The organism is Streptomyces sp. NPDC093801, assembly GCF_040701585.1.
Classification (GTDB): domain Bacteria; phylum Actinomycetota; class Actinomycetes; order Streptomycetales; family Streptomycetaceae; genus Streptomyces.
Map to the genome: position 1 here is coordinate 129,476 of NZ_JBFBDP010000003.1, position 18,650 is coordinate 148,125.

Annotated in this window: 15 protein-coding genes and 1 pseudogene; 2 read left to right on the top strand and 14 right to left on the bottom strand. The window is 73.9% G+C overall.

What is annotated here, in order from left to right; genetic code table 11:
- Window positions 1-18 precede the first annotated feature (18 nt).
- The 7 genes from topA to bldG all read right to left on the bottom strand — a co-directional run bounded on the left by topA (window position 19) and on the right by bldG (window position 9,520).
- The gene (topA, locus tag AB0469_RS04075; protein ID WP_366449745.1) at window positions 19-2,853 is read right to left on the bottom strand and encodes a type I DNA topoisomerase; all 2,835 of its coding nucleotides are present in this window, start codon (window positions 2,851-2,853) and stop codon (window positions 19-21) included.
- Window positions 2,854-3,120: 267 nt separating this feature from the next.
- Window positions 3,121-3,318: a hypothetical protein gene (locus AB0469_RS04080; protein WP_042820710.1), complete on the bottom strand. Its 198-nt coding sequence runs from the start codon at window positions 3,316-3,318 to the stop codon at window positions 3,121-3,123.
- Window positions 3,319-3,456: 138 nt separating this feature from the next.
- A complete protein-coding gene (locus AB0469_RS04085; RefSeq protein WP_366449746.1) occupies window positions 3,457-4,986 on the bottom strand; it encodes a methyltransferase in 1,530 nt (509 codons plus the stop codon).
- Window positions 4,987-5,235: 249 nt separating this feature from the next.
- Window positions 5,236-5,790 (bottom strand): small secreted protein, encoded by a 555-nt coding sequence (locus tag AB0469_RS04090; protein ID WP_366449747.1) that lies wholly within the window; start codon window positions 5,788-5,790, stop codon window positions 5,236-5,238.
- 170 nt (window positions 5,791-5,960) lie between these two features.
- Window positions 5,961-8,366, bottom strand: a complete 2,406-nt coding sequence (locus AB0469_RS04095; protein ID WP_366449748.1) for a sodium-translocating pyrophosphatase — start codon at window positions 8,364-8,366, stop codon at window positions 5,961-5,963.
- Window positions 8,367-8,622: 256 nt separating this feature from the next.
- On the bottom strand, window positions 8,623-9,063 hold the full coding sequence (locus tag AB0469_RS04100; protein WP_366449749.1) for an ATP-binding protein: 441 nt from the start codon (window positions 9,061-9,063) through the stop codon (window positions 8,623-8,625).
- Window positions 9,064-9,178: 115 nt separating this feature from the next.
- On the bottom strand, window positions 9,179-9,520 hold the full coding sequence (gene bldG, locus AB0469_RS04105; protein ID WP_049716377.1) for an anti-sigma factor antagonist BldG: 342 nt from the start codon (window positions 9,518-9,520) through the stop codon (window positions 9,179-9,181).
- A gap of 80 nt (window positions 9,521-9,600) precedes the next feature.
- Between bldG and AB0469_RS04110 the strand changes: the two genes are divergently transcribed.
- The gene (locus AB0469_RS04110) at window positions 9,601-12,048 is read left to right on the top strand and encodes a DEAD/DEAH box helicase (protein WP_366449750.1); all 2,448 of its coding nucleotides are present in this window, start codon (window positions 9,601-9,603) and stop codon (window positions 12,046-12,048) included.
- A 207-nt stretch (window positions 12,049-12,255) separates the two neighbouring features.
- Here AB0469_RS04110 and AB0469_RS04115 read toward each other — a convergent pair.
- The 7 genes and pseudogenes from AB0469_RS04115 to ssd all read right to left on the bottom strand — a co-directional run.
- Window positions 12,256-12,621 (bottom strand): annotated as a pseudogene (locus AB0469_RS04115) (Rv3654c family TadE-like protein); the annotation flags it as partial.
- On the bottom strand, window positions 12,513-12,920 hold the full coding sequence (locus AB0469_RS04120) for a TadE family type IV pilus minor pilin (RefSeq protein ID WP_366449751.1): 408 nt from the start codon (window positions 12,918-12,920) through the stop codon (window positions 12,513-12,515). The pseudogene AB0469_RS04115 and the gene AB0469_RS04120, both read right to left, overlap by 109 nt.
- Window positions 12,907-13,104, bottom strand: a complete 198-nt coding sequence (locus AB0469_RS04125) for a DUF4244 domain-containing protein (protein WP_366449752.1) — start codon at window positions 13,102-13,104, stop codon at window positions 12,907-12,909. Before AB0469_RS04125 ends, AB0469_RS04120 begins: the two co-directional genes overlap by 14 nt.
- Window positions 13,105-13,191: 87 nt before the next feature.
- Complete coding sequence (locus tag AB0469_RS04130; protein ID WP_366449753.1) at window positions 13,192-13,884, bottom strand: type II secretion system F family protein; 693 nt, start codon at window positions 13,882-13,884, stop codon at window positions 13,192-13,194.
- An 86-nt stretch (window positions 13,885-13,970) separates the two neighbouring features.
- Window positions 13,971-14,855 (bottom strand): hypothetical protein, encoded by an 885-nt coding sequence (locus AB0469_RS04135; protein WP_366449754.1) that lies wholly within the window; start codon window positions 14,853-14,855, stop codon window positions 13,971-13,973.
- The gene (locus tag AB0469_RS04140; protein WP_366449755.1) at window positions 14,852-16,000 is read right to left on the bottom strand and encodes a TadA family conjugal transfer-associated ATPase; all 1,149 of its coding nucleotides are present in this window, start codon (window positions 15,998-16,000) and stop codon (window positions 14,852-14,854) included. The genes AB0469_RS04135 and AB0469_RS04140 overlap by 4 nt, the downstream gene beginning before the upstream one ends.
- Window positions 15,997-17,163: a septum site-determining protein Ssd gene (gene ssd / locus AB0469_RS04145; RefSeq protein WP_366449943.1), complete on the bottom strand. Its 1,167-nt coding sequence runs from the start codon at window positions 17,161-17,163 to the stop codon at window positions 15,997-15,999. The genes AB0469_RS04140 and ssd overlap by 4 nt, the downstream gene beginning before the upstream one ends.
- A gap of 491 nt (window positions 17,164-17,654) precedes the next feature.
- On the opposite strand from ssd, the gene AB0469_RS04150 reads away from it, so the two are divergent.
- The gene (locus AB0469_RS04150; protein ID WP_366449756.1) at window positions 17,655-18,524 is read left to right on the top strand and encodes an HAD-IB family hydrolase; all 870 of its coding nucleotides are present in this window, start codon (window positions 17,655-17,657) and stop codon (window positions 18,522-18,524) included.
- The last annotated feature ends 126 nt before the right edge of the window (window positions 18,525-18,650 follow it).

Sequence of the window (18,650 nt, forward strand, 5' to 3'; positions counted from 1 at the left end):
GAGGACGGGGCGGGGCGCCTACTCGTCCGCCGGGGCCGCGGCGGCCGCCTTCTTCGCGGCGGCGGCCGTCGTCGTCTTCTTCGCCGCCGTCTTCTTGGCCGCGGAAGCCGTCGTCTTCTTCGCGGCCGTCTTCTTGGCCGCGGTCGTCGCCTTCTTCGCCGGCGCCTTCTTCGCGGGCGCCTTCTTCACGGCCTTCTTCGCGGTCTTCTTGGCCGGCCCCTTGGCCCGCTTCTCCGCGAGCAGCTCGTAGCCCCGCTCCGGCGTGATCGTCTCGACGTCGTCGTCCCGCCGCAGCGTCGCGTTCGTCTCGCCGTCCGTCACGTACGGGCCGAAGCGGCCGTCCTTGACGACCACCGGCTTCTCGCTGACCGGGTCGGTGCCCAGCTCCTTCAGCGGCGGCTTGGCCGCGGCCCGGCCCCGCTGCTTCGGCTGCGCGTAGATCGCGAGGGCCTCGTCCAGGGTGATCGAGAAGAGCTGGTCCTCGGTCTCCAGGGACCGCGAGTCCGTGCCCTTCTTCAGGTACGGGCCGTAGCGGCCGTTCTGGGCCGTGATCTCCACGCCCTCCGCGTCCGCGCCGACGACGCGCGGCAGCGACATCAGCCGCAGGGCGTCCTCGAGGGTGACCGTGTCCAGGGACATGGACTTGAAGAGCGAGGCCGTCCGCGGCTTGACCGCGTTCTTGCCGGTCTTCGGGGTGCCCTCGGGCAGCACCTCCGTCACGTACGGCCCGTAGCGGCCGGCCTTGGCGACGATCTCGTTGCCGCTGACGGGGTCCTTGCCGAGCTGGAAGTCCCCGCTCGGCGCGGCGAGCAGTTCCTGCGCGTACGCGATCGTGAGCTCGTCCGGGGCGAGGTCGTCGGGGACGTCGGCCCGCTGGTGACCCTCCGCGTCCTTCTCGCCCTTCTCCACGTACGGGCCGTAGCGGCCGACGCGGAGCACGATGCCGTCGCCGACGGGGAAGGAGGAGATCTCCCGGGCGTCGATCGCGCCGAGGTCCGTGACCAGCTCCTTCAGGCCGCCGAGGTGGTCGCCGTCGGCCGGGACGACCTCGGCGGCGCTCTCGGAGCCGAAGTAGAACCGCTTCAGCCACGGCACGGACTGGGCCTCGCCCCGCGCGATGCGGTCGAGGTCGTCCTCCATCTTGGCGGTGAAGTCGTAGTCGACGAGCCGGCCGAAGTGGGTCTCCAGCAGGTTCACGACGGCGAAGGACAGGAAGGAGGGGACGAGCGCCGTGCCCTTCTTGAAGACGTAGCCGCGGTCGAGGATCGTGCCGATGATCGACGCGTACGTCGACGGGCGGCCGATCTCCCGCTCCTCCAGCTCCTTGACCAGCGAGGCCTCGGTGTAGCGGGCCGGGGGCTTGGTCGCGTGGCCGTCGGCGGTGATCTCCTCGGCAGTCAGCGCGTCGCCCTCGGCGACCTGCGGCAGCCGGCGCTCACGGTCGTCGAGCTCGGCGTTCGGGTCGTCGGCGCCCTCGACGTAGGCCTTCATGAAGCCGTGGAAGGTGATCGTCTTGCCGGAGGCGCTGAACTCGGCGTCGCGCCCGTCGGACGCGCGGCCGCCGATCTTCACGGTGACCGAGTTGCCGGTGGCGTCCTTCATCTGGGAGGCGACGGTGCGCTTCCAGATCAGCTCGTACAGGCGGAACTGGTCGCCGGTCAGGCCCGTCTCGGCCGGGGTGCGGAAACGATCACCCGAAGGCCGGATCGCCTCGTGCGCCTCCTGCGCGTTCTTGACCTTGCCGGCGTAGACGCGCGGCTTCTCGGGCAGGTAGTCGGCCCCGTAGAGCTGGGTGACCTGCGCCCGGGCCGCCGCCACCGCGGTGTCGGAGAGCGTGGTGGAGTCCGTACGCATGTAGGTGATGAAGCCGTTCTCGTACAGCTTCTGCGCCACCTGCATCGTCGCCTTCGCGCCGAAGCCCAGCTTGCGCGAGGCCTCCTGCTGGAGGGTCGTCGTGCGGAACGGGGCGTACGGGGAGCGGCGGTACGGCTTGGACTCGACCGAGCGGACGGAGAAGTCGGCGCCCTGGAGCGCGGCGGCGAGCGCCCGCGCGCCGGCCTCGTCGAGGTGCAGCACCTCGCCCTTGAGCTGCCCGTTCGGGCCGAAGTCGCGGCCCTGCGCGACGCGCTTGCCGTCGACCGTGTTCAGACGGGCGACCAGCGACGACGGGTCGGAGGCGTCGCCGGCGCGGCCGGTGCCGAAGGTGCCGGTCAGGTCCCAGTACTCGGCGGAGCGGAAGGCGATGCGCTCGCGCTCGCGCTCGACGACGAGGCGGGTGGCCACGGACTGGACGCGGCCGGCCGACAGCCGCGGCATGACCTTCTTCCACAGGACCGGCGAGACCTCGTAGCCGTAGAGGCGGTCGAGGATGCGGCGGGTCTCCTGGGCGTCGACCATGCGCTGGTTCAGCTCGCGCGGGTTGGCGACGGCGTCCCGAATGGCGTCCTTGGTGATCTCGTGGAAGACCATCCGGTGGACGGGGACCTTGGGCTTGAGGACTTCCTGGAGGTGCCACGCGATGGCTTCGCCCTCGCGGTCCTCATCGGTGGCGAGGAAGAGTTCGTCGGACTCGGCCAGCAGGTCCTTGAGCTTCCTGACCTGGGCCTTCTTGTCCGCGTTGACGACGTAGATCGGCGCGAAGTCGTGCTCGACGTCCACGCCGAGGCGGCGCACCTCGCCGGTGTACTTGTCGGGGACCTCGGCGGCGCCGTTCGGGAGGTCGCGGATGTGCCCGACGCTCGCCTCGACGACGTATCCCGGGCCGAGGTAGCCCTTGATCGTCTTCGCCTTGGCAGGGGACTCGACGATGACGAGTCGGCGGCCGCCCTTTGCGGTCTCGCTAGTCGGGGACAACTTGGCTCTTCTCTCCGGTCGGCACTCGGTCGCGGTACGGCGACGCTGCGGAGTGTGACGGTACAACCCGCCCCCGTGTCAAACGGCACAAGCCCGCAACGGCCACTCGAACGGTAACCCGACAAGTGCCATTTCTGCCGCCCGGATGCCGCGCCGGACCCCTCCCGGTCACCGGGCCGGGTGGCCGGGGGGCCGTCTGGCCCCACCCCCGCACCCGCCGCGACGTCGGGTTTCACACCCCGGTGGAGATCATCGCCGGTCCGCGCCTCAGAACCGCTGGAGGCACCAGACTCCCAGGGCCAGCGACCCCGCGCCGGCGAGCAGGGCGAGCGGTACGGCCACCGCGGGGCGCACGCCTTCGGCCACCGGCGCACGACGGCCTGCGCGCGCCCCCGTCCAGACCAGCAGAGCGGCCCCGAACAGCAGGAACACGCCCGCCGCGAAGACCGCCGGACCGCGTTCCATGCCGTTCCCCCTTCACCCCGGGCCGCCCGGGGGATCCCCCCGAATCCCCCGCTGCCCGGGAGCCTGCCACCCGTGGGGATACGGCGGGCGAACCCCGGGTTACATCACGGGTTCGCCGGGCGCGGCGGCCCCGGGCGGCTACCGGCCCTGCTCCCGGACGGGCTCCAGGAAGCCCTGCTCGACCAGCATCCGGATCGCCTCCGGGGTCCGGTCGCGCAGCAGGACCGGGTCCTCCTCGACCAGCTGCGCGATCGCGTCGAGGATCCGGCCCGCGCTGAGCGAGCCGTCGCAGACGCCGGCGAAGCCCGCGCCGACCGTGTCCACCTTGGTGGCCCGGCGCATCCCGCGGTTCTGCCGGAGCACCACGTGCTCGGGGTCCTCCGCGCCGGGCGCGCCGACCTGCTCCTGGACGACCTCCTCGGTCAGCCGGAAGTACCCGGCCAGCAGGGCGGCGTCGTCGTGCTCGCGCAGGTAGTCCTGGCGGGCGAAGTGCGCCAGGACGGTCTCGCCGAGCGGCTGTTCCACCGTGTGCGGCCACTCCTCGACCACGATCGAGGGCTCGGCGGCGTCGGTGCGGCGCAGCGTGATCCAGCCGAAGCCGACGGCCTTGGTCCCCCGCGACTCGAACTCGTCGAGCCAGTCCTCGTAGCGCGCGGCGTACTCGGCCGGCCCGGTGCGGTGGTCGCCGGCGTCGCGCAGCCACAGCTCGGCGTACTGCGTCACGTCCTGTACGTCGCGCTGCACGATCCACGCGTCGCAGCCGCGCGGCACCCAGGAGCGGACCCGGTCGTGCCAGTCCTCGCCCTCGACGTGCTGCCAGTTGCCGAGGAACTGCGCGAAACCGCCCGGGTTGAGGTGTTCCCCCGCCTGCCGGACCAGGGTGCGGCACAGGTCGTCGCCGCCCATCCCGCCGTCCCGGTACGTGAGCCGGGCGCGGGGGGAGATGACGAAGGGCGGGTTGGACACGATCAGGTCGTACGTCGCGTCGCCGACGGGCTCGAACAGGGACCCGGCGAGCAGCTCGGCCTCGGGGGCCCCGGAGAGTGCCAGCGTCAACCGGGTGAATTCCAGGGCGCGCGGGTTGACGTCGGTGGCGGTGACGCGGGTCGCGTGCTGGGCGGCGTGCAGCGCCTGGATCCCCGATCCGGTGCCCAGGTCGAGGGCGGATCCGACGGGGACGCGGACGGTGATCCCGGCCAGGGTGGTGGAGGCGCCGCCGACGCCGAGGACGACGCCCTCCTCGCGGCTGCCGATGCCGCCCGCCCCGCCGACGGCGCAGCCGAGGTCGGAGACGATGAACCAGTCCTCGCCGTCGGGGCCGCCGTACGGGCGCACGTCGACGGTGGCGTGCACCGTGTCCTCGCCGTCGGCGACCTCCTCGCGCCGCAGCCAGCCGTCGGCGAGCGCCGTCTCCAGGGGCAGCGCCCGGGCGGCGTGCACGCCGGGCACGGGGCACTGCAGGAGGAACAGCCGGACCAGCGTGGCGAGGGGGCCGTCGCCGTGGCTGCGGGTGGCGCGCAGGGCGGGGACCGTCTCGCTGCGGGCGAGCGCGGCGTAGGCGGGGGCGCCGAGCAGGTCGAGCAGCCCGTCGGCGGTGAAACCGGCGGCGAGGAAGGCTTCGCGGAGCTCGGCGGCGCGATCGGGCTTGGGGAGGCTGGTGGTACTCACGCGTCCATTGTGGCTGCTGGTCCCGGCGATCCGCGCGAAGCGCGGGGCGCGACGGGGCGTCCGCGAGCCCGCGGGACGGTCCGGCCCGGGGGCGCGGGACGGTCCGGCCGGGCACGGGACGGTCCGGCCGGGCACGGGACGGTCCGGCCGGGCACGGGACGGTCCGGCTGGGCACGCGGGGCGCGGCGGCCGGATCCGTCGGGGACCCCGGCCGCCGCGGACGGCGTACGCCCGCCCGCGCGGGGGCGGCTACTTGGGCGCCGAGACCTGGCAGCCCTTCTGGGTGTAGATCACCTTGAGGCCCGTGGAGTTGAGCTTCTCCTTGCTCGCGGTCTCGTTGGCCGCGACCTCCGTGAGGCCGCCGGCGACCTGCTGGAGGCCGTCCGCGAACTTGGCCTGGTCCTTGGGGTCCAGCGCGTCGATCTTCGTCTTGAGATCGGTGTAGCCCTTGGAGATCTCGCCGTAGCTCTTCACCACGGAGTCCTGGGCGGTCTTGCCGTCCGTGACCGGGGCCGTGCCGGCCGCCGTCAGGGAGCCCGCCATGCTCTTGTACGAGTCGGACAGGGTCTGGAAGGCGGCCGAGTCGGTCTTCTGGACCTCCTCGGGCTGGCTGCTCTGCGAGGCGACGCGCTTCAGCTCGTCATTGGTGGTCTTGATCTTGGTGAGCTCGGGCTCCCACTTGTCGCAGACCTTCTTGGCCCAGGCGTCGGCCTTCTTGTCGCCGTCGTCGTCCCCGCCGCAGCCGGACAGCACGAGCATCAGTACCGCGCCGCAGGACACCGCGGTCGCAAGCTTCTTGTTCACCGGATTGGTCCCTTCGAAGGCTCTCGGCCGGAAGATACACGCCCGCCATCCGAGCACACACAAAGGCGGACGGACGGCGCGTCAGTACGCGCCGCCCGTCCGCCGTTCGGGCGCATTCCCGGGCCGGTCGGCCCAAGGGGCCGCGGACGGCCCTCAAGGGGTCCGCGGGGTCAGGAGACGGGTGCCGGGTCCGCCGGCTTGCCCACGCGCTCCGCGGTCGCGTTCGCGCCCTCGTCGTCGCCGACGGCGATGCCGCGCCGCTTGGACACGTACACCGCGCCGATGATGACCAGGAGCGCGATCGCGGCGACGACGGCCCGTACGACCGCGCTGGTGTCCTCGCCGTAGCTGAACTGCACGACGGCGGGGGCGATCAGCAGGGCCACCAGGTTCATGACCTTCAGGAGCGGGTTGATGGCCGGGCCGGCGGTGTCCTTGAACGGGTCGCCGACGGTGTCGCCGATGACGACCGCGGCGTGGGCCTCGCTGCCCTTGCCGCCGTGGTGGCCGTCCTCCACGAGCTTCTTCGCGTTGTCCCAGGCGCCGCCGGAGTTGGCGAGGAACACCGCCATCAGGGTGCCGCAGCCGATGGCGCCCGCGAGGAAGGAGCCGAGCGCGCCGACGCCGAGGGTGAAGCCGACGGCGATCGGGGTGAGCACCGCGAGCAGGCCGGGCGTGGCCAGTTCGCGCAGGGCGTCCTTGGTGCAGATGTCCACGACGCGCCCGTACTCGGGCTTCTCCGTGTAGTCCATGATCCCGGGGTGCTCGCGGAACTGGCGGCGCACCTCGAAGACGACGGCGCCCGCGGAGCGGGACACGGCGTTGATGGCCAGGCCCGAGAACAGGAACACGACGGCCGCGCCCAGGATCAGGCCGACCAGGTTGTTGGGCTGGGCGATGGCGAGGCTGAGGTTCATCTCCCCGGCCTTGGCCCCGACCGTCCTGACCGCGTTGGTGATGGCGTCGTTGTACGAGCCGAAGAGCGCGGCGGCCGCCAGGACCGCGGTGGCGATCGCGATGCCCTTGGTGATGGCCTTGGTGGTGTTGCCGACGGCGTCGAGGTCGGTGAGGACCTGGGCGCCCGCGCCCTCGACGTCGCCGGACATCTCCGCGATGCCCTGGGCGTTGTCGGAGACCGGTCCGAAGGTGTCCATCGCGACGATGACGCCGACGGTGGTGAGCAGGCCGGTGCCGGCCAGGGCCACCGCGAAGAGCGCGAGCATGATCGACGTGCCGCCGAGCAGGAAGGCCCCGTAGACGCCGAGGCCGATGAGCAGCGCCGTGTAAACGGCGGACTCCAGGCCGACGGAGATGCCGGCGAGGACGACGGTGGCGGGGCCGGTCAGCGAGGTCTTGCCGATGTCCCGGACGGGGCGGCGGCTGGTCTCGGTGAAGTAGCCGGTGAGCTGCTGGATCAGGGCCGCGAGCACGATGCCGATGGCGACGGCGACCACGGCCAGGATGCGCGGGTCCCCGGAGTGGGCCAGGATCGCGGGGTCCTCGACCCCGGCGAGCTCCTTGTAGGTGGCCGGGAGGTAGGCGTAGACGGCGACGCCGACGAGCACCAGGGAGATCAGGGCGGAGATGAAGAAGCCGCGGTTGATCGCGGTCATCCCGCTGCGGTCGGTGCGGCGGGGGGCCACGGCGAAGATGCCGATCATGGCGGTGACGACGCCGATGGCCGGCACGATCAGCGGAAAGGCGAGGCCGAGGTCGCCGAAGGCGGCCTTGCCGAGGATGAGGGCGGCCACGAGGGTGACGGCGTACGACTCGAAGAGGTCGGCCGCCATCCCCGCGCAGTCGCCGACGTTGTCGCCCACGTTGTCGGCGATGGTCGCGGCATTGCGCGGATCGTCCTCCGGAATGCCCTGCTCGACCTTGCCGACCAGGTCGGCGCCCACGTCGGCGGCCTTGGTGAAGATGCCGCCGCCCACGCGCATGAACATCGCGATGAGCGCGGCGCCGAGGCCGAATCCCTCCAGGACCTTGGGGGCGTCGGCGGCGTAGACGAGCACGACGCAGGAGGCGCCGAGCAGGCCGAGGCCGACCGTGAACATGCCGACCACGCCACCGGTGCGGAAGGCGATCTTCATGGCCTTGTGGGCCACTTCGGTGAGGTCCTTGGCGGGCTCGCCCTCGGCGGGCGTGGCCTCGCGGGCGGCCGCGGCGACGCGGACGTTGGCGCGGACCGCCAGGCGCATGCCGATGTAGCCGGTCGTGGCCGAGAAGAGGGCGCCGACGAGGAAGAAGGCGGAGCGCCCCGAGCGCTGCGTCCAGTCGTCGGCGGGGAGCAGGAAGAGCAGGAAGAAGACCACGACGGCGAAGATGCCGAGGGTGCGCAACTGGCGGCCCAGATAGGCGTTCGCGCCCTCCTGCACCGCCGCGGCGATCTTCTTCATGCTTGCGGTGCCCTCGTCGGCCGCGAGGACCTGGCGGACCAGGATCTGCGCGACGACGAGGGCCGCCAGTGCGATGCCCGCGATGACGAACACGATGAGCCGGTTGTCATCGGTGAGTACTGCGGCCGCCAGATCATCGGCGGGAACCGCGGCATTGGGGGTGAAGAGCCCCGTCATTCGTCCTCCTTGACGTGATGAGCTCAAGATGTGGACGGATTGTAGGGAGCGCGACCGGATCAAAACAGTGGGCGTGAAACGGAATTGGCGTGCTCCTGCTCCTCAGCAATAGATCGCGTCACTCCTTTACCCCCGAAAGAAGTAATGGGACAAAGCCATTGACGGGCGATCAGCGATCTAGAGGATTTCCCGGGAAATGAAAAAGGCCCTGCTCAGCAGGGCCTTGATAAAGATCGGAAGATAGGACGGGCGGGCCTTACGGAAGATCGGCGACTCCGGAGACGGGCCAGCGCATGCGGATCGTTCCGCCCGATTCCCCACTGGTCACCGAGACGTCGTCGACGAGCCCGCTGATCACCGCGAGCCCCATCTCGTCCTCGCCGTCGGCGTCGGGGTCCAGGGCCGCGTCCATGCCGGGTACCGGCTCGGACGAACCGCCGCCCGGCCCGGGCACCTGGTCGCCGACCTCGATGGAGAACTGCTTCTCCTCCTCGATCAGCACCACCCGGACGGGCGCGGTCAGCCCGTTGCTGCGGTGCAGTCCGACGGCACGGGAACAGGCCTCACCCACGGCGAGGCGCACCTCGTCGAGGACGGCTTCCTCCACCCCGGCCCGGCGCGCCACGGCGGCCGCGACCAGGCGGGCCGTGCGGACGTGTTCGGGCTGGGCGCTGAAACGCAGTTCCACGGTGGCCATGTTCGTCCCCCTCGGACTACAGGCGTGCCTTGACAGGGGCCCGGACCACCCGTGGTCCGGTACCCCCTGCTCCTCATCGGCTCCCGCGCCGCCGGGCGGCGCCCGCCGGGAGCCGTCAGTCGGTGGCGCTGACGGCGTCGTCCACAGAGGTGTGGATCGGGAACACCTTCGTCAGACCGGTGATCCGGAAGATCTTCAGGATGCGCTCCTGGTTGCAGACCAGACGCAGCGAGCCCTCGTGCGCGCGGACGCGCTTGAGGCCTCCCACGAGCACACCGAGGCCGGTGGAGTCGAGGAAGTCCACTCGCTCCATGTCGACAACCAGGTGGTAGCTGCCGTCGTTCACCAACTCCACCAACTGCTCGCGCAGCTTGGGCGCGGTATACACATCAATCTCGCCACCGACCTCTACGACCGTGCGGTCGCCGACAGTGCGAGTCGACAGGGACAGGTCCACGGATCCTCCAGCACCTTGCTATCGAGCGGCGCCCCCCAGGGGCCTCCCACCCGAAGGTAGGGGAGGGATCGGCTGCCGCGATGGCATTCAATCACTTACCGGCAGGCGCGCACGACGCCTTGAGACCATTGTCCCGCACGCCGGTGACACACTCGGTTCCAATGGCCAACACTCACCGCCCCGGTCCGGCCACGGCACCGGAGGACCCACGACCCACCCCCGGCGCCGTTCTGGACCGCCTGTCACGGGGGCCTTCCCGAGCTGCGCGCATCACCCATACGGAGCACTTGCCCCCTCGGGAGGGCCGTCATGCGGTCTGGCCGCACCGCGTCCGAACGGATGTGGTGGCGGCGATCCAAGCCGCGGGCATCGAACACCCGTGGGAACACCAGGCGGCCGCCGCCGAGCACGCCCTGGACGGCGAGTCGGTGGTCGTCGCCACCGGAACCGCCTCGGGCAAGTCCCTGGCCTATCTGGCCCCCGTGCTGTCCGCCCTCGCCGACGGCGCCGAGGCGCCGAACGGGCGGGGTGCGACCGCCCTCTACCTGGCCCCGACCAAAGCTCTGGCGGCCGACCAGCGGCGCGCCGTCCGGGAGCTGGCCGCACCCCTCGGAAACGCCGTGCGACCGGCCGTGTACGACGGGGACACGCCCGTGGAGGAACGCGAGTGGGTGCGCCAGTACGCCAACTACGTGCTGACCAACCCCGACATGCTGCACCGCGGCATACTGCCCTCCCATCCCCGCTGGTCCTCCTTCCTGAAGGCCCTGCGCTACGTGGTCGTCGACGAGTGCCACAGCTACCGGGGGGTATTCGGCTCCCACGTCGCCCAGGTGCTGCGGCGGCTGCGCCGGCTGTGCGCCCGCTACGGCTCCGAGCCGGTGTTCCTGCTGGCCTCCGCGACCGCCGGCGACCCGGCGGCCGCCGCCTCCCGGCTGACCGGCGTACCGGTCACCGGGATCACCGACGACGCCTCGCCCCGCGGCGAGGTGGTCTTCGCGCTGTGGGAGCCGCCGCTGACCGACCTCAGGGGCGAGAAGGGGGCCCCGGTGCGCCGCACCGCCACGGCGGAGACCGCCGACCTGCTGACCGACCTGGTCGTCCAGGGAGTCCGGACGGTGGCCTTCGTGCGCTCCCGGCGCGGGGCCGAGCTGATCTCCGTGATCGCCCGGGAACGGCTGGCGGAGGTCGACCGGTCCCTGCCCCGGCGGGTCGCCGCCTACCGCGGCGGCTACCTGCCCGAGGAGCGCCGCGCCCTGGAGCGGGCCCTGCACTCCGGGGAACTGCTGGGACTGGCCGCCACCACGGCCCTGGAGCTCGGCGTGGACGTCTCCGGCCTGGACGCCGTGCTGATCACCGGCTATCCGGGCACCCGGTCCTCGCTGTGGCAGCAGGCCGGGCGCGCCGGCCGGTCGGGGCAGGGCGCCCTGGCCGTGCTGATCGCCCGCGACGATCCGCTGGACACCTATCTGGTCCACCACCCCGAGGCGCTCTTCCGGCAGCCGGTGGAAGCCACCGTGCTGGATCCCGACAACCCCTACGTGCTGGCCCCGCACCTGTGCGCAGCGGCCGCCGAGCTCCCCCTGACCGAGGCCGACCTCGACCTCTTCGGCCCGGCCGCGCCCGGGCTGCTGCCGCAGCTGGAGGCGGCGAAGCTGCTGCGGCGGCGGACCGCGGCCTGGCACTGGACCCGCCGGGAGCGGGCCTGCGACCTGGCCGACATCCGCGGCGGCGGGGGCCGCCCGGTCCAGATCGTCGAGGCCGCGACCGGCCGCCTGCTGGGCACCGTCGACGAGTCCGCCTCCCACACCGCGGTCCACGACGGCGCCGTCCACCTCCACCAGGGACGCACCTACCTGGTGCGGCGACTGGACCTGGAGGAGTCCGTGGCCCTGGTCGAGGAGGCGGACCCGCCCTTCTCCACCACGGCCCGCGACACCACCTCGATCACGATCCTGGAGACCGAGACGGAGGTCCCGTGGGGCACGGCCCGGCTCTGCTACGGCTCCGTCGAGGTCACCAACCAGGTCGTGTCCTACCTGCGCCGCAAGCTGATCACCGGCGAGGTGCTCGGCGAGGCCAAACTGGACCTGCCGCCGCGCACCCTGCGCACCCGCGCCGTGTGGTGGACGGTCACCGAGGACCAGCTCGACGAGGCCCGGATCTCCCCGGAGATCCTCGGCGGCGCCCTGCACGCCGCCGAGCACGCCTCCATCGGCCTGCTCCCGCTCTTCGCCACCTGCGACCGCTGGGACATCGGCGGCGTCTCCGTCCCGCTGCACCCCGACACCCTGCTGCCCACGGTCTTCGTCTACGACGGCCACCCGGGCGGGGCCGGCTTCGCGGAGCGGGCCTTCCACACGGCCCGGGAGTGGCTGACGGCCACCCGGGACGCCATCGCCGCCTGCGAGTGCGAGGCGGGCTGCCCCTCCTGCATCCAGTCCCCCAAGTGCGGCAACGGCAACGACCCCCTCCACAAGCGCGGCGCGATCCGCCTCCTCACCCGCCTCCTCGCCCCCGCCCCCTGACCGCCCGCCGGGGGCCGCGGGCGGCCGTACGGGGGCCAGGAGCGGGCGTACGGGGGCCAGGAGCGGGCGTACGGGGGCCGCGGGCGGCCGTACGGGCGCCAGGAGCGGGCGTACGGGCGCCAGGAGCGGGCGTACGGGCGCCAGGGGCGGGCCCGCACGGGCCCGGACCGCGGGGGCGAAGGGGCCGGCCCGGACGACCGCGGTGACCTCGGCCACCTCGCCCCCGACGCGGCACCCGGCCACCGCCGCCCCCTGGGCCGCCGCCACCCGTCCGGCCGCCGCGCAGGCGGCCCGCGGGCCGTGCGCCCAGGTGGCCGCCGCCGCGAGGGCCGCCAGATCGGCCGCGGCGCCCGCCCGGTGCCGGGCCACCACCGCCTGCCCGAGCAGCAGCACGCCCCCGAACACCGCCACCAGCGCCGTGGCCACCACGGTGGCCCACACCGTCGCGGAACCCCGGTCCCGGCTCACGGCGGCGGCCCGACGCCGTCCTCGGCCAGGGCCACCGCCCGGGCCCCGATCCGTACCGGCAGCCCGGCCGGCCCCGGGGCGGGCGCCGCCACCCGCACCCGCCACAGGTCCCCGGTCCGCTCCAGCTCCACCCGCGCCCCCGGCGGGGCCGCCTGCCGGGCCGCCGCGAGCGCCGCCTCGACGGGTTCCGACCGGGCCGCCGCCCGGGCACCGGCCCGGGCGGCGTCCACACACCGGATCTGCGCGGCCGCCGCCATCAGCGCCCACACCAGCAGCGCCGCGAACAGCACCAGCGCGGGAATGACGAGCGCCGCCTCCGCTGTCACATAGCCCCGGTCGGCCGATCCCCCGTCCGCGGACCCCCTGTCCGCAAAGGGCGGCGGCTTTCGCTCAGAAGGGCGCATCGAGTGCCTTCCCGATGGTCGACTGGAGTGCCGCCGAGACCACGTCACTCGTCACCACCTTGTACAGAACCGCGGCGAACGCACAGGCCGCGATCGTGCCCATGGCGTATTCCGACGTCGACATTCCCGCGTCGCTCCCGCGACGCCTCAGAGCCGCCCGCAGACGAAACACGAAGATCCTCATGACAACCTCCTGTGGGATTACGTTCTTGATGTGATTTCAGGTTTGTGATTCCGGAACTCCCCGGCGGAGCACGGGGGCTCCGGGATTTCAGCCGGCCGACAGCAGGCCGGACGCCATTCCGATCACCACCGGTGCCACCCCGACCGCGAGGAACGCGGGGAGGAAGCACAGCCCCACCGGCGCGGTGACGAGCACCGCGGCCCGCTGCGCCCGGGCGGCCGCCCGCCGGGACCGGTCCGCCCTCAGGGCCGCCGCCAGCCGGGAGACCGGCTCCGCCGCGGGAGCCCCCGTCCGCGCGGCGCGCTCCAGGCAGTCCGCCAGCCCCCGGGCCCCGGGCATCCCCGCCAAGCTCCCCCACGCCGCGCCCGGTTCACCGCCGAGCCGCAGCTCCGCCCCCGCGAGCGCCAGCCGCTCGCCCACCGGGCCCCCCAGCGACTCCCCCACCACCTCGGCCGCCTCCACCGGCCCCGCGCCCGCCGCCAGACAGGCGGCCAGCAGGTCCGCCGCGAACGGCAGCTCCCGTTCCGCCTCCCGGGGGTCGACCCCGGCGGGTGGCCGGGGCCGCAGCGACCACCACCGCACGACCGCCGCCGCAGCGCACCCGGCCGCCGGCCCCCACACCCCGCCGACCAGCGCCCAGGCCGCCAGCAGCGCCCCTGCGGGCCCCGCCCAGGCCACGGCCGCCGTCCGCACCCGGGGCCCCCACCGCGGCCCGCGCCGCACGGGCCCGGCCGCCGGTATGACCGCGGCGAGCCTGCGCCGCACCACCCGCTTCCCCATCCGCGCCGACACCGCCGACGCCAGGCACCACACCGCCGCCCCAAGGCACAGCGCCGTCCCCAGGCTGTGGACCGCCGGCCCGCCCCTCACCGCTCCCCCGTCCGTACGATCCGCCGGCACCACAGCAGCCCCAGCGCCTCCAGCACCCCACCCGCCGCCAGGCAGCCCCACCCCACCGGGGAGTGCAGCAGCACCCGCAGCGGATCCGCCCCGAGCGCGGTCCCCATCAGCAACCCCACCAGCGGCAGCAGCGCGAGCACCACCGCCGTCGACCTCGCTCCGGCCAGCTGGGCCCGCAGCGACTCCTTCCGGTCCCGCTCGGCCCGCAGGGCGCCCTCCAGCCGGTCCAGCCCCGCCGCGAGGCCCGCGCCGCCGTCCACCGAGACCCGCCAGCAGGCCGCCATCCCGGCCAGCCCCTCCGCGCCCGGCTCCCGCGCCGCCTCGCCCAGGGCGCAGGCCACGTCACCGCCGAACGCCGCGGCCGCCAGGACGGCCGTCTCGGCCGGTCCCGGGCCGTCCGGAGCGGCCGCCGTACGCCGTACCGCCGCCGTCAGCGCCGGACCGGGCTGGGCACCCGCCCTCAGCTCCCCGACCACGGCCGCGCACAGCGCCACCACCGCGCCGGCCCGGGCGGCCCGCGCCCGCTCGCGCTCCCGGGCCCGCAGCCACCGGCGCAGCAGCGGCACCGAGGCCGCCCCCAGCACCAGCGGGATCACCGAACCGCCGAGGACGGCGACCAGCACACCGGCCGCGAGCGCCGCCCCCTCCCGCCACCGGGCGGCCCGCACCCGTGCCGCGGCCACCAGCCGCCATCCGGGGGACGGCCCGCGCGGCACGGCCGGAACTCCCCCCGCCAGCACCAGCCGGGCCCGGCGGGCCGCCCCACCGCCCCCGGCCAGCCCCCAGGCGGCCGCACCGGCGCAGAGCACCGCGGCGAACACCGGCACCGCCCCGGGCACCCCGGCGTTCACCGGACACCCCGCAGCAGCGGACCGAGGCGCTCCCAGCCCCGCTCCCGTACGAAGCCGCGCATTCCCCAGCGCAGCGCGGGGACGGTCACCACCAGCCCGGCGGGATCCCGCTCCAGCACGTGCACCTCGGCCACCCGCCGGCGCCCCGACCGGTCCCGGACCAGATGGACCACGAGGGTCAGCGCGGCCGCCACCTGGCTGTGCAGGGCGGCCCGGTCGAGCCCGGCGGCGGTGCCGAGCGCCTCCAGCCGGGCCGGGACGTGCTCGGCGGCGTTGGCGTGGACCGTGCCGCAGCCCCCTTCGTGCCCGGTGTTCAGGGCGGCCAGCAGATCGGCCACCTCGGCGCCGCGGACCTCGCCGACCACCAGCCGGTCGGGGCGCATCCGCAGGGCCTGCCGCACCAGGTCGGCCAGTGTGACCAGCCCCGCGCCCTCCTGGTTGGCGGGCCGCGTCTCCAGCCGCACCACGTGGGGGTGGTCCGGCCGCAGTTCGGCGGAGTCCTCGGCCAGCACGATCCGTTCGGCGGGCCCGACCAGTCCGAGCAGGGCGCTGAGGAGGGTGGTCTTGCCCGTGCCCGTCCCGCCCGAGACGAGGAAGGACAGCCGGGCCTCGACCATCGCCCGCAGCAGCCGCTGCCCGCCCGGCGGCAGGGTCCCCGCGGCGACCAGCTCGTCCAGCGTGAACGCCTTGGGCCGCACCACCCGCAGCGACAGGCACGCCGACCCGACGGCCACCGGCGGGAGGACGGCGTGCAGGCGGGTGCCGTCCGGCATCCGGGCGTCCACCCAGGGCCGGGCGTCGTCCAGCCGCCGCCCCGCGACGGCGGCGAGCCGCTGGGCCAGCCTCCGTACCGCCTCGGCGTCCGGGAAGGTCACGGCCGTCAGTTCCAGCCCACCGCCCCGGTCCACCCACACCCGGTCCGGGGCGGCCACCAGCACGTCGGTCACCCCGGGGTCGTCGAGCAGCCGCTCCAAGGGGCCCGCACCGACGAGCTCGGACCGCAACTCGGCCGCTGCGCCCAGCACTTCCGCGTCCCCGAGCAGCCGGCCCTGCGCCCGCAGGGCCGCCGCGACCCGGGCCGGCGTGGGCTCGGCACCGCTCTCGGCGAGCCGTCGGCGGACGGCGTCCAGCAGGACCGCGCTCATGCCGGCACCTCCTGTGCGGAGCCGAGCGCCCGCTGCCAGAACCCGTCGCAGAAGCGAGCCAACGCGCCCCGCGCGCCCGGCGGTTCCCCCTCGGCCACCCGTCCCGGGAGCCCCACCTCCACCGGCACCTCGCCGGCCAGCGGCGCTCCCAGCAGGCCCGCGACCGCTTCGGCGTCGAGCCCCTGCCGGCAGCGGCCCCGTACGACCACGCGGACGTCCCGGGCCACCATCCGCACCCCGGCGGCGACCCGCCCGGCCGCGGCCACCGACCTCAGTTCGCCGGGGACCACCAGCAGGACGAGGTCCAGCTGGGCCAGCACCTCCGCCACGGCCTCGTCCACCCGGCGGGGCAGGTCGACCACGACCACCCCGCCCCGCCGGCGCGCGGCGGCCACGACCGACCGCATCGCGGCGGGCGGTACCACCACCCGGTCCCCGCGGTCCCAGCTCAGCACTCGCAGCGCGTGCAGCTCGGGGAGGGATTCCTCCAGCGCTCCGGCCCCGACCCGGCCGCGGGAGGCGGCGAAGTCCGGCCAGCGCAGCCCCTCGGCGCCCTCCCCGCCGAGCAGGACGTCCATGCCCCCGCCGAGGGGGTCCCCGTCGACGAGGATGGTGCGCTCCCCGGCCCGGGCGGCCCGGAGCGCGAGGGCGCAGGCGAGGGTAGACGCCCCGGCTCCGCCGCTGCCGCCGATGACCCCGACGGTGAGGGCGGGCCGTCCGGCCCCTTCGACGACATCGGCGAGGCGGTCGACGAGCCGGTTCTCGGCATCGGGCAGCCGCAGCACCTCCTCGGCGCCGATCTCCACCGCCCGCTGCCACACGAACGGGTCGTCGAGGTCCCGGCCGACGAGGAGGACCCCGTCCCGGCGCGGCGCCCCGCGGACCCGGCGCGCGGCGTCGTCCCCGACCAGGACCAGCGGGGCGGTGTCCCAGCCGGTGCCCGCGCGGGGCCCGGCGCCGCCCGCACCGTCCCCGCCGGCCCGGTCGTCCCCGGGGCCGCTCCGCTGCGGCACCGCGTGGTGCACGTGCGGCTCGGCGCCCGCGGCGGCGCACAGCCGCAGCAGGTCGTCGAGCAGCAGCGGGTCCTCGGTGATGATCAGCGGTCGCCCGCCCGCCGGCCCGGCCCCCGCGCCCCGGGCGGACAGCCCGCTCCCACCCGCCACGACGGGCACCGGCGCTTCACACGACTTCGATCCAGCCACGATCTCCGCCCCTTCTCGCTGCAAATCCACACGCCGCGGACTTCGCGGCTGGAATCACGGTGGAGGGATCGGGAAAAAGAAGTGGATCTTGCTGGAAAACTGTGGACAAGAAGGCACTTGTGAATATCTTCTCCACCCCGGCGAGTGAGTTCCGGAGTGCGCCGGAACGACTACGCAGCGCGATGCGTCGGAGGGTGCGAGGACCTGCGCCGGGCGGGTCCGCCGAAGCGGAAGGGCCGGGAGGATGTCCGTCGAAGACGCGGGATGGGGGCGCGAACCGCGTCCGGACATGCGACGACCCCCGCCGGGGGGGAGAGCGGGGGTCGTCCCCACGGTCCGACTCGGGGGGGGGAGGAGCCAGACCGGGTTAGCACGGTCGCGAACGATCCGTGACTTCCATGGTGTACCCGAGAGCCCTCTCAGGCAAACCCACGCGCCACACCTTACGCCGAATGGTGGGCGCATATGCTCGGGTCGTGGAAAATCAGCCCTTGCCGCACTCCTCGCCTCGGACCGCCGCCTTCTTCGACCTGGACAAGACGGTCATTGCGAAGTCCAGCGCCCTGACGTTCAGCAAGTCCTTCTACCAGGGTGGCCTGATCAACCGTCGGGCCGTGCTGCGGACCGCGTACACCCAGTTCATCTTCCTGGCCGGCGGCGCCGACCACGACCAGATGGAGCGGATGCGCGAGTACCTGTCCGCCCTCTGCAAGGGGTGGAACGTCCGGCAGGTGCGGGAGATCGTCGCCGAAGCACTGCACGACCTGATCGACCCGATCATCTACGACGAGGCCGCGTCCCTCATCGAGGCCCACCACACCGCGGGCCGCGACGTGGTGATCGTCTCGAGTTCCGGTGCCGAAGTCGTCGAGCCCATCGGCGAGATGCTCGGCGCGGACCGGGTCGTTGCCACCCGCATGGTGGTCGGTGAGGACGGCTGCTTCACCGGGGAGATCGAGTACTACGCCTACGGACCCACGAAGGCGGAAGCCGTGCGGGAGCTGGCCGAGTCCGAAGGCTACGACCTCGCGCGGTGCTACGCGTACAGCGACTCGATCACCGACGTGCCGATGCTGGAGGCCGTCGGGCACCCGCACGCGGTCAATCCCGACCGGGCCTTGAGGCGCGAGGCGGTCGCGCGGGAGTGGCCGGTACTGGTGTTCAGCAAGCCCGTGCGGCTGAAGCAGCGGCTGCCCGGGCTCTCCGTGCCCGCGCGGCCCGCGCTCGTCGCCGCCGCGGCGGTCGGCGCGGCCGCCGTCACCGCCGGGCTGGTCTGGTACGCGAGCCGCCGGCGGGCCGCCGCGACCCTCGCGTCGACCTGAGTTCCACGCCGTTCCGGGGCGAAGAATCGTCCCGGCCTGGGCCGATATGGACTGTCCGAATCACCCGGGATCGCCCCGGAAAGTAAAGAACTCGGGCCAGGGGTTTCACTCCGCCGCGAAGCGAGG